The organism is Desulfovibrio aminophilus DSM 12254 (assembly GCF_000422565.1).
GTDB lineage: Bacteria > Desulfobacterota > Desulfovibrionia > Desulfovibrionales > Desulfovibrionaceae > Aminidesulfovibrio > Aminidesulfovibrio aminophilus.
In genome coordinates, this window is sequence record NZ_AUMA01000016.1 from 39,018 (window position 1) to 51,486 (window position 12,469).

The following is a 12,469-nucleotide window of genomic DNA, read 5'->3' on the forward strand; positions in this document are numbered from 1 at the left end:
TTAGGGGAGTTCCTTGGGCGGGTTGAGCGGCACCCAGCGCACGGTCTCGCCAGGGTCCAGGGTTTCGCGGATGGGCAGGTGCCCCTGCAGGGGATTGGCGCTGTTGGGCCGTTCGGCCTGAATCCACCAGAGATGGAAGCCCTGGCCGGGCACGAAGCGGCAGAGCAGCCGGGCGTGCTCCACCTGAAACACGCGGTCGGCGACGGCGTACTCGTGGTCCTTGTGGCGGAAACGGCCGTCCTGGTCCAGAACCTTGGGCTCCCAGTCCCCGGCCTCGGCGCAAGGCGCGGGCGCGCCGCCGTCGGCCGCGTAGCAGCGCAGGGAGCCGTCGGGCTCGTGGACGCGCACCAGGGCGGCCGTGCGGGAGACCTCGGCGGAGAGGCGTATAGGGCCGGGCAGCAGGCGCTGCTGGGGCACGTTGTACCAGGTGCGGTAGGTCAGCACGCCGCCCTCGAGACCGAAGCCGCTCTCTCCACGCCCCAGGCCCGAGGACCTGCCGTCACTCAGGTCGAAGGACTCCACCCGGCCGCCGGACAGGCCGAACTCCACCCGGCCGTCGATGAGGCGGGCCGTCTCGTAGGGCCCGCCGCGGGCGCGGAAGCTGTCCAGGAGCTTGTCCTGGGCGGGCGAAAAGAGAAACACCGAACCATCGGAACAGGCCGCCAGGAGCACCCCGTCGCCCTGGCTGAAACCCAGGGCCAGGCAAGGCGACGGCAGCTTCAGCGACACGGCCCGGGGCGCGCCCGCGCCCTGCTCCGCGCACCATACGGAACCCGAGACGTCGGCGGCGGCCAGCCAGGCCCCGGAGGGCGACACGGCCAGGGCCGTGACCGCTCCGGACAGGGCGTGGCGTCCATCCAGGCGGCAGGATTCGGTGTCCACGATGAGCAGGGTGCCGTCCGCGTCGGCGGCGGCCAAACGCCGAGCCCCCGGCAGCCAGGAGAGCAGACGGGCCGGTCCGCTTTCCAGGCGCAAACCCGAGCAGGGGCGGTCGCCGAAGAGGCGGATCGTGCCGTCGGCCAGGGCCACGGCCAAGCTCGCATCCGTGGCCTGATAGGCCGTGGCCTGGTCAAAAAGGTAAAGCGTGGCGGGCCGACGGGTCAGTTGGAAGACGTATTGTCCCAGGGCGCTCTCGGGCGGCGGGCTGTAGAGCTGGTCCTCGTCGAAGGACTGCCCGCGCCGGGCCCGAAAGAGCAGATCCGGCAAGGACTCCGAGGGGACCGACAGGTCCGGCTCCAGAACCACGGGCTCGGGCCTGGGCTGAACCTCCGGCCGCCCGGCTCCGCAGGCCAGCGGCAGGAGGAGGCAGGCAAGGAGAAGCAGGCGCCAGACGAGCATGGAACACAGTCTATGTCAAAGCCCGCTTCCGGGCAAGGCTTGCGGTCGACGTCGGAGGTCTAACCGGCTGAACTTTCAGGCGGCTTGCGGCGCCCATTGAAACGGCCCCTTGCCCATTGCCTCGGGCGATGTTTTTCTGTTAAGTGGTCCCCGGGGGGAGACAGTCCGTCGCGGGCCGCGCCCCTCATCGACGGGTATCAATCCGGGGTCTGTCCCGGATGCATTGCGTTCAATCTCTAAAATCATTTTTTCGAGGAGTCCGCCATGGGTTACAAGATCACCGTTGACGAGGACAAGTGCATCGGCTGCGGCAGCTGCGTGGACATCTGCCCCTCCGAGGTTTACGAGCTGCAGAACGAGAAGGCCGCCGTGGTCAACCTCGAGGAATGCGTGGGCTGCGAGTCCTGCGTGGAGTCCTGCGAGCAGGGCGCCATCACCGTCGAGGAAGAGTAGAACTTCCACTGCCGCGCGGGCAGTCCCTCCCGCGCCTTGACCCCCGGCCCGCCCGCCGGGGGTCTTTTTTTTCGCCGCAGGCACGAAGGCCTCCCCGCCCACCAAGCCGGGCTTGCGGGTTCCCCGGTTTTCCGCTAGGTTTGAAAAAATCTAGAAAAACTGAATAACGCAAAGGAACCAAGGGGTTGTCATGAAAACCCTGAAACTCGCGCCCATCGCGTTCCTGATCCTGTACCTGCTTGCCGGCTGCGCCGCCCGGCAGCAGACCAGCCTGCCGGGCGAGGTCGAACAGGCCGAGGAAACCGAGGCGGTTCTCGGGGCCGACCAGCCGCGCCACGCCGGGCAGGAGGATCGGGCCAGGCCCCAGGCCAAGGCCCTGGCGCGCGAGTCCGACCTCTCCGACCATCAGATCGCGGCGCTCAAGCAGTCCCTGGGCAAGGACGCCTTCGACCAGACCGGCGCGGGTTCCTGGTCCGAGCTGCCCGGGCTCACGGCGGCCCACGCCACCCTGCCCGTGGGCTCCAAGGTCGAGGTCACCAACCTGGACAACAGCCGCCGGTCGGTGGTCATGATCACCGACCGCAACCCCAAGGACGGGCGGCTCATCGAGGTGTCCCGCTCGGCCGCCGAGCAGTTGGGCATGACCGGCTCGGACACGGCCCAGGTCGGCCTGCGGGTGCTGGACCGGCCCCGGGGCAAGGCCGCCAAGGCGGCGGCCAAGGCGGCGGCCGCTGCCGCGAAAAAGCCCAAGGCCGCCCCCGCGCGCAAGCCCACCCGGGTCGAGGAGGACGAGAACGCGGTGAGCCCGGAGGACCGGATCACCGCCGACGAGGCCGAGGGCCGCGTGAGCGCCCCGAAAGCCGCCTCCAAGTCCAAGTCCTCGAAGACCAAGGCGGCGCAGGCCAAGGCGCAGCCCGCCCCTGCCAAGGCGCAGGCCAAGGCCAAGGCTGAACCGGCTGCGGCCAAGACGCCCGCCCCTGCCAAGGCGCAGGCCGCTCCGGCGGCCGCGGGAGGCCGCTACTACGTGCAGGTGGGATCGTTTTCCAGCAAGGCCAACGCCGAGGCGCTGGTCAAGCGCCTCAAGGCCCAAGGCTACGGGAACTCGCGCATGACGGAGAGCCGCAAGGACGGCAAAACGCTCTACCGGGTCCAGGCGGGCGCCTTCGCGGACAAGGCCCGCGCGGGCGCGGCCCAGGGCGCGCTCAAGGGGGAGTTCCCCTCGAGCTACGTCGTGGGCGACTAGGGGTTCAGCTCGGCCCTGAACTTGCGGGACAGGCGGAAGACCACGACCTTGCGCGGAGGCAGGGTGATGGTCTGGCTGGTCTGCGGGTTGCGGCCCTTGCGGGCCTTCTTGGGATAGGCCTCGAACTTGCCGAAGCCGCTCACGAGCAGGGCGTGGTCCTTCTTGATGGACTGTTTCATGAGATCCAGCACCACCTCGACCAGCTCCTTGATCTCGGCCCGATTCTTGTCCGTCTTCTCGTAGATGTAATCCACGATGCCGGCCTTGGTCAGGGTCTGCCCACTCATGTTCGCCTCCTTGAGGGCCGACGGCCCGTCTCAGATCCTGGCGCGGATGGCTTCGGCCAACCGGACCATTTCCTCCTGCCCGGCATAGGACGACTGGGGCCAGAGGGCCAGCCCGTCGCCCGCGTTCCGGGGAATCAGGTGGAAGTGGGCGTGGGGCACCACCTGCCCCGCCGCCGCGCGATTGTTCATGCCCACGTTGAGTCCTTCCGCGCCGGTGGCCTCGACCACGGCCCGTCCCACGGCCTGCATGGCCGCCAGGAGGTCGCCGCCCAGGTCGGCGGGCAGGCTCCAGAGGTCGGGATAGTGCGCCTTGACCACCACCAGGGCGTGTCCCTTGCGCACCGGGGCGATGTCCAGAAAAGCCAGGATCGTTTCGCTCTCGTACAGCTTGGCGCAGGGAATCTCCCCGGCCGCGATCCGGCAGAAAATGCATTCACTGGACATTCCCAAGCCTCCCAACCAGTTGCAAAAAACGGCTTGAAACCTCGATCACCGGGGCCAAGCTCCACGTATACAATTGTATTTATCTCAACCGCATTGGTATATCAAGGAATATCCTCGGGCCGACGCGGGGAGGCCGCCGGGGCCGAAGAATCGTCGGAAGCGGCCGCGTACTCCGGGGCCAAGGCCTGGAAAGCCGCCCGGATGGCCTCGGCGTCGTGGATTTCCGCCGCCCGGGCCAGCCGCTCCACGCCCCGCGCCACGACCAAGGGGTCCGGCGGCGCGGAGCCCAGGACGAGAATCTTCTCGTGTTCCGTGCGCAAAATGCCCTCGCCCCCGGTGATCAGCTCCTCGCGCAGCTTCTCCCCGGGCCGCAGGCCGGTGAAGACGACGCGCACGTCCCGGTCCGGCTCCTTGCCTGAAAGCCGGATGAGATCCCGGGCCATGTCCGCGATCTTCACCGGCACTCCCATGTCCAGGACGAAGACCTCCCCGCCCCGGCCCATGGCTCCGGCCTGGAGGATGAGCTGGGCCGCCTCGGTGATGCTCATGAAGTAGCGCGCGGCCTCGGGGTGGGTCACGGTCACGGGCCCGCCGCGCTCGATCTGGCGGCGGAAGAGCGGGACCACCGAGCCGCTGGAGCCGAGCACGTTGCCGAAGCGCACGGCCATGAAACGCGTCGGCCCGCCCGCGAAGCAGGCCATGAGCAATTCCGTGACCCGCTTGGACGCGCCCATGACGTTGGCCGGGCGCACGGCCTTGTCCGTGGACACGAGCACGAAGCGTTCCACTCCGGCGGAGACGGCCGCGGCCATGAGCTCCCGTGTGCCGAGCACGTTGTTGCGCACGGCCTGCCAGGGGTTCTCCTCCATCATGGGCACGTGCTTGTAGGCCGCCGCGTGAAAGATCACGGCCGGACGGTGTTCGGCCAGAACTCGGTCCAGGAGCTCCCGGTCGGTGACGCTGCCGAGCACCGCAGCCAGATCACGGAAGCCCATCTCCCGCTCCAGCTCGTCGCGCACGGCGTAGAGATTGTACTCGCCCTGGTCCAGGAGCACGAGCCGCGCGGGGCCGAAGCCGATGATCCGGCGGGCCAGCTCCGAGCCGATGGAGCCGCCGCAGCCCGTGACCAGAACCACCCGCCCGGCCAGCATGGAACGGATGCCCGCCTCGTCCAGGCGCACTTCCTCCCGGCCCAGCAGGTCGGGGTAATCCACCTCGCGCAGGGCCGCCGCCACTCCGGAGCCGTCCAGCAGCCGGTCCAGGGCGGGCAGGATCTTGTGCGGCAGCCCCGTGGCCCGGCAGGTCTCCAGCATGGCCCGCATCTCTTCCGGCGTGGCCCGCGAGACCGCGATGATCACCTCGTCCACGGACTCGCGCGCGGCCACGGCCGCCAGTTCGGACACGGGCCCGAGCACGGGCAGGTCGTGGATGGTCCGGCCGCGCTTGGCCGCGTCGTCATCCAGGAAGCCGACGGGCCGCAGCCCCAGCCCCGGATCGGCGGCCATTTCGCGCAGAAGCATCTCCCCGGCCCGGCCCGCGCCCACGATGAGCGCGCGGCGGCCGGGACCGGCGGCCGCGCCGAAGCGCCGGGCGAAGAACGTCCGCACCCCGAGGCGCAGTCCCGAGGTCAGCAGCAGGGCCAGCAACCCGTCCAGGACGAAGACGCTGCGGGAAAAACCCACGAAACCGTGCCGGTAGAGGATGACCACCACCAGAAGCACCTCGGCCAGGGCCACGGCCCGCACCAGGCGCTTCAGGTCGGCCAGACCGGTGTAGCGCCACATGCCCCGGTAGAGGCCGAAAATCAGGAACAACACGGCCTTGAGCGGCACGGCCAGGATCAGGACGCCGGGAAGCTGCTCCATGAAGGCGGGCGGCGGGGCGAAGTCGAAACGCAGTTGGTAGGCCAGCCAGAGCGAAAGGCCGAAGAGCGCGGCGTCGGCCCCGGCCATGATCCAGAAACGCGGGTTGCGCGCGTTGGCCAGGGGCGCGCGCATCAGCCCTTCCCCGCCGCCTCCAGGAGGACGCGGGACACGGCCCGCACGTCCTCCCGGGTCATGGCCGTGCCCGAGGGCAGGCAGAGCCCGCGCGCGAAAAGCTCCTCGCTCACGGCCCCGCCGAAGACCCGCGCGTCCCGGAACACGGGCTGGAGGTGCATGGGCTTCCACAGGGGCCGGGATTCGATGTCCCGGGCCTCCAGGGCCAGGCGGGCCTCCTCGGGCCCCAGGCCGAAGGCCTCCCGGTCCAGGAGGACCACCGAGAGCCAGCGGTTGCCCCGGCACCACTCCGCCTCGGGCATGGACGTGACGCCCGGGGCCCGGCCCAGGAACTCACGGTATTCGTCGAAGATCTCCCGCCGCCGCTCCACCCGGCCGGGCAGGGCCCGCAGCTGGCCCAGGCCGATGGCGGCCAGCACGTTGCTCAGGCGGTAGTTGTAGCCGAGGGTGCTGTGCTCATAGTGCGGGGCCGGGTCGCGGGCCTGCTGCGAGAGCCGCCGGGCCTCGGCGATGAGGGCCCCGTCGTCCGAGGCCAGCAGGCCGCCGCCCCCGGCGGTGATGATCTTGTTGCCGTTGAAGGAGAAGGCCGCCGCGCGCGCGCCCTGGCCCGCGTGCCGTCCCTTGTAGCGGGAGCCCACGGATTCGGCCGCGTCCACCAGCAGGGACACGCCGCGGCGGTCGCAGATTTCCTGAAGCCTGTCATAGTCCGCGCAGTGGCCGTAGAGGTCCGTGGGCATCACGGCGCGCACCACGCGGCCCTCGCGGGCGTAGGTCTCCAGGGCCTCCTCCAGGAGCGCGGGGTCCATGGTCCAGGTGGCCCGATCGCAGTCCACAAAGGCGAGTTCCGCGCCGAGCTGCGCGGCCGGGGCCACGCCGCCCACGAAGGTCAGGGTGGAGGCCAGGACCACGTCTCCGGGGCCGACCCCGAGCATGCGCAAGCCCAGATGCAGGGCCGCCGTGCCGCTGGACAGGGCCAGGCAATGGCGGATGCCGGACATCTCCGCGAAGGCCCGCTCGAAGGCCTCGAGCATGGGGCCCAGGGGCGCGATCCAGCCCGAGTCGAAGGCCTCCCGGACCAGCTCGAACTCCTCCCCGCTCAGGTGCGGCGGTGAAAGAAACATGCGCGGCATGCGGTTCTCCCGGGCCGGAGGGGCACGCCACGGGCTCCCGGCCGGTTTGCGATCGTGGACGCCGTTCCGGCGTTGGAAAGATCAGCGGGGGCGGGCGGGCACGCCCACCACGGTGATTCCGGGGGCCACGTCGCGCACGGCCACGGCCCCGGCCCCGACCACGCACCCGTCGCCCAGACGCACACGCGGCAGGATCGTGGCCCCGATGCCCACCAGGGCATCCTCGCCCACGACGCATTCGCCGCCCAGGACCGCGCCCGGGGCCACGTGGGCGTGGGGCCCGACGCGGTTGTGGTGCTCCACGACGCAGCCGGTGTTCAGGATGGTGTCCGCCAGGATCACGGCCCCGGTGTTGACCACGGCCCGGGCGCAGACCATGCAGCCGGGCTCCAGGATCACGCCCGGGGCCAGCACGGCCGAGGGATGCACGGCGTTGGCGAAGACTTCGCCCGCGCGCAGGAGATGTTCGTACAGACGGCGGCGGCGGGCGTTGTCCCCGATGGCCACGATGACCGCGTCGTGGGGCACGGCGTTCAGGTCCTGGTCCTGGCCGAGCACCGGCAGGCCCAGGAAGACACGGCCCTGGAGATTCGGGTTGCCGTCCAGGAAGCCGACGGGGTTCACGTCCGCGTCACCCGCAGCCCGCATGGCCAGGAGGATGTCGGCCACCACCTGTCCGTGGCCCCCGACGCCGATGACGAGAACGTCCATGGGTCAACCCTCCGAGAGAATGAGACGCACGGCCTCGATCACGTCGGCCACGTCCGCGTCCGAGAGCTTGGGCGAGAGCGGCAGGCTCACGGTGCGCCGCCCGATGGTCATGGCCTCGGGCCAGTCCTCGGGCCGCCAGCCGTAGCGCTGCTGATAATAGGGATGCTCGGGCACGGACAGATAATGCACGCCCACGCCGATGCCCTCGCGGGTCATGCGGGTGAGGAAGTCGTCGCGGGACACGCCGCAGCGGGCCTCGTCCACCAGGATGGTGTAGAGGTGCCGGGCGTGGCGGGTGTTCGGCTCTTCGGGCGCGGGCAGGCCCAAGGGCAAATCCGCGAAGGCCCGGTCGTACATCTCCCAGACCGCCCGGCGGCGGACGTGGTTCTCCTCCACGCGGGCCAACTGGTGGATGCCGATGGCGGCCTGGAGGTCCATCATGTTGTACTTGAACCCGGCCTCGACCACGAAATAGTGCTTGTAGCCCTCATCCCCGAAACGCTTCCAGGCGTCGGCGGACATGCCGTGCAGGCCCAGGATCTTGATCCGGGCCATGCGCTCGGCGTCCGAGGACACGACCATGCCGCCCTCGCCCGTGGCCACGTTCTTGGTGGCGTAGAAGCTGAAGCAGCCGAGATCGCCGAAGGTGCCCGCGTGGCGGCCGCGCCAGGTGGTCTCGATGGCGTGGGCGCAGTCCTCCACCAGGAACAGGCCGTGCTCCCGGGCCAGGGAGGTGAGCGCGTCCATGTCGCAGGACCGGCCCGCGAAGTGCACGGGCAGGATGGCCTTGGTGCGCGGAGTGATCTTCTCGCGCACGCGCTCGGGGTCGATGTTCATGGTCCGGGGGTCCACGTCGGCCAGGACCGGCGTGCCTCCGGCGTGGATGATGGCGTTCACCGAGGCGCAGAAGGTCAGCGGCGTGGTGATGACCTCGTCGCCGGGCTTGAGATCCAAGGCCACCAGGGCCAGGTGCAGGGCCGCGGTGCAGGAGTTCAGGGCCGCGGCGTGGGGCGCGCCCACGTAGGCCGCGAAGTCGCTCTGGAAACGGGCCACCTTGGGCCCGGTGCCGAGCCAGCCGGAACGCATGCTGGCCACGACCTCGTCCACCTCCTCCTGGAGGATGAGCGGCGAACCGAAGACGAGAAAGCGCTCCTTGGGGCGTACGGGCATGGGATCATTCTCCGAGCAGGCCCAGGGCGCGGGGGTAGAGTTCGCCCTGGAAGGTGAGTTCGGCCGCGCCCTGGAGGAAGACCTTGCCGTCCTCCAGGCTCACGCCGAGGGTTTCGCCGCCGGTGGTGGTCAGGGCGGCCGAGGGGCCGGTGAGGCCCAGGCCGGCGGCAACGATCTGGGAGGCGGCCGCGCCGGTGCCGCAGGCGTAGGTTTCGTCCTCCACCCCGCGCTCGTAGGTGCGCAGGAGCATCCGGCCCTTGTCCAGGACCTGGACGAAATTCACGTTGGTCCCGGCCGGGGCGAAGCGGCCGTGGAAGCGGATGTCGTGGCCGAGCTTACGCACGTTCACGGCCGCGACGTCCTCCACGAAGAGCACCGCGTGGGGCACGCCCATGATCACGAAGTGCAGACGCAGGATGTCCGAGCCCAGGCTCAGGTCGATGTCCAGGGTCAGGTCGCGGGGCGGGGTGAGCTGGACCTTGACCAGCCCGGACTCCGGAAAGACCTCGGCGGCGATGGGACCGGCGTCCGTGCCGAAGGAGTGGCGCTCCGGGGCCAGGCCGATGGCGTGGGCCAGCCTGCCCGCGCAGCGCGAGGCGTTGCCGCACATCTCGGCCCGCGAGCCGTCGGAATTGTAGAAATGCCAGCGATAGGCCAGGCCGGAGCCCGCCGGGGCGGCGTCCAGGAAGCAGAGGCCGTCCGCGCTCACGCCGAAGGCCCTGCGGCAGACCTTGCGGGCCCAGCCGGCCATGTCCGCCTCGGGCACCTTGGCCGAACGGTTGTCGATGAACACGAAGTCGTTGCCGCAACCCTGCATCTTGTAGAAGGGCACGCCGTTGTCGAAGATGGTGCTCATGAAGCCTCCCAAACGGCCATCCTTGGAGAAAAACCCCCGGCCGTCAAGGCTTGAATTGCGAGACGAGCATCCCCGAGAGCATCAGGCCGCAGCCCAGGACGCCGCGCAGGTCCATGCCCTCGCCCAGGAGCAGGACTCCGGCCAGGGCCGCGAACACGGTCTCCAGGTTGAGGATGATGGCCGCGTGGGCGGGTTTGGCGTCGCGCTGGGCCACCACCTGAAGGGTGTAGGCCACGCCCACGGACATGAAGCCGCCGTAGAGGATGGGCCAGAGTCCGCCCCGGAGTCCGGCCAGGGTGATCTCCTCGCCCGCCAGGGCCACGCCCAGGCTGAGCACGGCGCAGACCGCGAACTGGATGCTCGAGAGGCGCACGGCCTGCCCGGCGGTCATGCCCGGGGTCAGCCAGCCGATGAGCAGCACGTGTCCGGCCCAGAAGAACGCGCCGATGAAGATGAGCACGTCGCCGAAATTGACGCTCAGACTCTCGCCCACGGAGAGAAAGTAGAGCCCGGCCAGGGCCAGGCCCGCGCCGATCCACGTGCCCAGTCCGATGCGTTGGCCCAGGAAGCGGCCCAGGAGGGGCACCAGGACCACGTACATGCCGGTGATGAAACCGGCCTTGCCCGCCGTGGTGTGGATGATGCCCTGCTGCTGGAGCGTGGCCCCGGCGAAGAGCACCAGGCCCAGGAGCAGGCCGCCCCGGACCATGCCCAGGGGCGGGCGGCGCAGGGTCCGGCCGCTCTCGCCGCGCTCCAGGCGCAGGAACAGCGGCGCCAGGGCCAGGGAGCCCAGGGCGAAACGCACGCCGTTGAAGGTGAAGGGGCCCATGTGCTCCATGCCCAGGCGCTGGGCCACGAAGGCGCAACCCCAGATGAGGGCGGTGATCAGGAGCAGGATGTTGGCGACGGCGCTGCGGTTCATGGATTCTCCGGGTGACAGGCGGCTGTTCTGCCCGTTTCGAAGGGAGAATTCAAGCGGGGTGGCTACCGCAAGGATGATGACTCACACCCCCGGATGATGCTACAGGCTTGTTGAACCAAGCCACTTTTCAAATCGCAGGTACAGCCGCATGAAAATCGAATCCATCCGACTCAAAAATTTTAAAATCTTTCGGGATGTTTTCATTCAAGATATCCCAAAATTCTGCGTGATCGTAGGGGCTAATGGCTCAGGAAAGTCCACCTTCTTCGATGTATTTGGTTTTCTGCATGACGCGCTGAAAGGAAACGTCCGGCAAGCCTTGGACAGCCGTGGGCGTTTTCGTGAAGTGATCAGCCGGGACGCGGGGGAAGACACCATACTCATCGAAATTCAATACCGCATGGAGATCCTCGGCATTGATCGACTGGTCACCTATTCTTTGGAAATCGGTGAACGGCAAGGCGCTCCGGTCATTAAGCGGGAAATACTCCGCTACAAACGGGGACGACATGGCGCCCCCTTCCATTTCTTGAATTTTTCTGAAGGAGAAGGGTTTGCCATCAGCAATGAAGAAGATTTCAACAAACCGGATGAGGAGTTAGAGCGGGAGCAGCAAAAACTTGATGCGCCAGACATTCTGGCAATCAAAGGTCTTGGACAGTTTGAGAGGTTCAAGGCCGCCAACGCGTTCCGCCGTCTGATTGAAGCGTGGCACGTATCCGATTTTCATATTGGGGCGGCACGCGGCCGTAAAGAGGCCTCAGGTGAGTCTGAACACCTCTCCGAGACAGGTGACAATCTGCCACGAGTTGCCCTGTATCTCTATGAACACCATCAAGCAGTATTTAACAACATCCTCAAGAGTATGGTGCGCCGAGTTCCTGGCGTAAAAAATGTTAAACCATTATTGATGGAAGATGGATATCTAACCCTTCAATTTCAGGATGGATCATTTAAAACACCATTTCTTGACCGCTATGTATCTGATGGAACAATCAAGATGTTCGCATATCTTGTCCTATTAAATGATCCAAAGCCCCATCCGCTTCTTTGCGTAGAGGAACCGGAAAACCAATTATATCCAACATTACTCGCTGAATTGGCTGAAGAATTTCGACTGTACTCCATTCGCGGAGGGCAAGTTGTTGTTTCCACTCACTCACCAGACTTCTTAAATGCTTGTGAACTCGATGAAGTGTTATGGATCGTCAAGAAAGACGGCTATGCCGAAATTCATAGGGCCAAAGATGATCCCCAAATCACCAGCTATATGTCTGAAGGCGATAAGATGGGTTACCTTTGGAAGCAGGGCTTTTTCGCAGGAGTCGATCCTCGATGAAAGAGTTGGTCTTTCTTCTAGAGGAGCTGTCGGCGCAAGCCATGCTTGAGGGGCTACTTCCAAAATTACTCCCCCAAGATATCAATCCACGCTTTATTCCTTTTGAGGGAAAACAAGATTTAGAAAAACAACTCGCAAAAAAAATCAAAGGATATAATAATCGATACGCTTCTTTTATCATATTAAGAGATCAGGATTCGCATCCTGATTGCATCGCCCTTAAAACACGATATGTTGAATTATGTAATGAAGCAGGAAGGCCTGATGCGTTAGTCCGTCTAGCGTGTCGCGAGTTAGAAAGTTACTATCTTGCAGATTTAGCAGCTGTGGAGAAGGGCCTCAACCTTCATGGACTCGTAAAAAAACAAGGACGGGAAAAGTATCGCAACCCGGACAACCTTGGTTCCCCTTCAGAAGAACTGAAGCGATTGACACGGGGTCGATATCAAAAGCTTAGTGGGTCGCGCGCAATTGGCCCACATCTTGATTTGGAAAATCGCCGCTCTGCCAGTTTTCGCAATCTGATTGATGCGATCCGGCGTATGGTTACTCAACTATCTGCTTATCAGCCCGAATAAT

General features: G+C 66.5%; 13 protein-coding genes. 4 read left to right on the forward strand and 9 right to left on the reverse strand.

The window, feature by feature from the left end:
* Entirely contained in the window at positions 1-1,338 is a 1,338-nt protein-coding gene (locus H587_RS0110805) for a WD40 repeat domain-containing protein (RefSeq protein ID WP_027176284.1), read from the reverse strand.
* A 264-nt stretch (positions 1,339-1,602) separates the two neighbouring features.
* Here H587_RS0110805 and H587_RS0110810 point away from each other — a divergent pair, with 264 nt between their 5' ends.
* Positions 1,603-1,791 carry a ferredoxin gene (locus tag H587_RS0110810; protein ID WP_027176285.1) on the forward strand — a complete coding sequence of 63 codons (189 nt, stop codon included), beginning with the start codon at positions 1,603-1,605 and terminating at the stop codon, positions 1,789-1,791.
* A 190-nt stretch (positions 1,792-1,981) separates the two neighbouring features.
* Entirely contained in the window at positions 1,982-3,034 is a 1,053-nt protein-coding gene (locus H587_RS19725) for an SPOR domain-containing protein (protein ID WP_027176286.1), read from the forward strand.
* On the opposite strand, the gene H587_RS0110820 is transcribed toward H587_RS19725, so the two are convergent.
* The 8 genes from H587_RS0110820 to H587_RS0110855 all read right to left on the reverse strand — a co-directional run bounded on the left by H587_RS0110820 (position 3,031) and on the right by H587_RS0110855 (position 10,551).
* Positions 3,031-3,321 carry an integration host factor subunit alpha gene (locus H587_RS0110820; RefSeq protein WP_027176287.1) on the reverse strand — a complete coding sequence of 97 codons (291 nt, stop codon included), beginning with the start codon at positions 3,319-3,321 and terminating at the stop codon, positions 3,031-3,033. The genes H587_RS19725 and H587_RS0110820 overlap by 4 nt on opposite strands.
* Positions 3,322-3,351: 30 nt before the next feature.
* Positions 3,352-3,765: an HIT family protein gene (locus H587_RS0110825; protein WP_027176288.1), complete on the reverse strand. Its 414-nt coding sequence runs from the start codon at positions 3,763-3,765 to the stop codon at positions 3,352-3,354.
* Between the two features lie 101 nt (positions 3,766-3,866).
* Positions 3,867-5,762 carry a polysaccharide biosynthesis protein gene (locus H587_RS21260; protein WP_051202682.1) on the reverse strand — a complete coding sequence of 632 codons (1,896 nt, stop codon included), beginning with the start codon at positions 5,760-5,762 and terminating at the stop codon, positions 3,867-3,869.
* Entirely contained in the window at positions 5,762-6,892 is a 1,131-nt protein-coding gene (locus tag H587_RS0110835) for a DegT/DnrJ/EryC1/StrS family aminotransferase (RefSeq protein WP_027176289.1), read from the reverse strand. Before H587_RS0110835 ends, H587_RS21260 begins: the two co-directional genes overlap by 1 nt.
* A gap of 81 nt (positions 6,893-6,973) precedes the next feature.
* Complete coding sequence (locus H587_RS0110840; protein WP_027176290.1) at positions 6,974-7,603, reverse strand: acetyltransferase; 630 nt, start codon at positions 7,601-7,603, stop codon at positions 6,974-6,976.
* Between the two features lie 3 nt (positions 7,604-7,606).
* The gene (locus H587_RS0110845) at positions 7,607-8,773 is read right to left on the reverse strand and encodes a DegT/DnrJ/EryC1/StrS family aminotransferase (RefSeq protein ID WP_027176291.1); all 1,167 of its coding nucleotides are present in this window, start codon (positions 8,771-8,773) and stop codon (positions 7,607-7,609) included.
* 4 nt (positions 8,774-8,777) lie between these two features.
* Positions 8,778-9,629: a diaminopimelate epimerase gene (gene dapF, locus H587_RS0110850; RefSeq protein ID WP_027176292.1), complete on the reverse strand. Its 852-nt coding sequence runs from the start codon at positions 9,627-9,629 to the stop codon at positions 8,778-8,780.
* 43 nt (positions 9,630-9,672) lie between these two features.
* Positions 9,673-10,551 carry a DMT family transporter gene (locus H587_RS0110855; protein ID WP_027176293.1) on the reverse strand — a complete coding sequence of 293 codons (879 nt, stop codon included), beginning with the start codon at positions 10,549-10,551 and terminating at the stop codon, positions 9,673-9,675.
* Between the two features lie 148 nt (positions 10,552-10,699).
* Here H587_RS0110855 and H587_RS20275 point away from each other — a divergent pair, with 148 nt between their 5' ends.
* Both H587_RS20275 and H587_RS20280 read left to right on the forward strand, forming a co-directional pair.
* Positions 10,700-11,890, forward strand: coding sequence for an AAA family ATPase (locus H587_RS20275; RefSeq protein ID WP_084630630.1), 1,191 nt, complete (start codon positions 10,700-10,702; stop codon positions 11,888-11,890).
* Positions 11,887-12,468, forward strand: a complete 582-nt coding sequence (locus H587_RS20280; protein ID WP_084630632.1) for a DUF4276 family protein — start codon at positions 11,887-11,889, stop codon at positions 12,466-12,468. Before H587_RS20275 ends, H587_RS20280 begins: the two co-directional genes overlap by 4 nt.
* Position 12,469: the final 1 nt, after the last annotated feature.

Excerpts from the sequence above, each read along its gene's own strand:
- H587_RS21260 (WP_051202682.1), bottom strand. The coding sequence starts at position 5,762 with ATGCGCGCGCCCCTGGCCAACGCGCGCAACCCGCGTTTCTGGATCATG.
- H587_RS0110820 (WP_027176287.1), bottom strand. The coding sequence starts at position 3,321 with ATGAGTGGGCAGACCCTGACCAAGGCCGGCATCGTGGATTACATCTAC.
- H587_RS0110805 (WP_027176284.1), bottom strand. The coding sequence starts at position 1,338 with ATGCTCGTCTGGCGCCTGCTTCTCCTTGCCTGCCTCCTCCTGCCGCTG.
- H587_RS0110810 (WP_027176285.1), top strand. The coding sequence starts at position 1,603 with ATGGGTTACAAGATCACCGTTGACGAGGACAAGTGCATCGGCTGCGGC.
- H587_RS0110835 (WP_027176289.1), bottom strand. The coding sequence starts at position 6,892 with ATGCCGCGCATGTTTCTTTCACCGCCGCACCTGAGCGGGGAGGAGTTC.
- H587_RS0110825 (WP_027176288.1), bottom strand. The coding sequence starts at position 3,765 with ATGTCCAGTGAATGCATTTTCTGCCGGATCGCGGCCGGGGAGATTCCC.
- H587_RS0110845 (WP_027176291.1), bottom strand. The coding sequence starts at position 8,773 with ATGCCCGTACGCCCCAAGGAGCGCTTTCTCGTCTTCGGTTCGCCGCTC.
- H587_RS20280 (WP_084630632.1), top strand. The coding sequence starts at position 11,887 with ATGAAAGAGTTGGTCTTTCTTCTAGAGGAGCTGTCGGCGCAAGCCATG.
- H587_RS19725 (WP_027176286.1), top strand. The coding sequence starts at position 1,982 with ATGAAAACCCTGAAACTCGCGCCCATCGCGTTCCTGATCCTGTACCTG.
- H587_RS0110840 (WP_027176290.1), bottom strand. The coding sequence starts at position 7,603 with ATGGACGTTCTCGTCATCGGCGTCGGGGGCCACGGACAGGTGGTGGCC.
- H587_RS0110855 (WP_027176293.1), bottom strand. The coding sequence starts at position 10,551 with ATGAACCGCAGCGCCGTCGCCAACATCCTGCTCCTGATCACCGCCCTC.
- H587_RS20275 (WP_084630630.1), top strand. The coding sequence starts at position 10,700 with ATGAAAATCGAATCCATCCGACTCAAAAATTTTAAAATCTTTCGGGAT.
- dapF (WP_027176292.1), bottom strand. The coding sequence starts at position 9,629 with ATGAGCACCATCTTCGACAACGGCGTGCCCTTCTACAAGATGCAGGGT.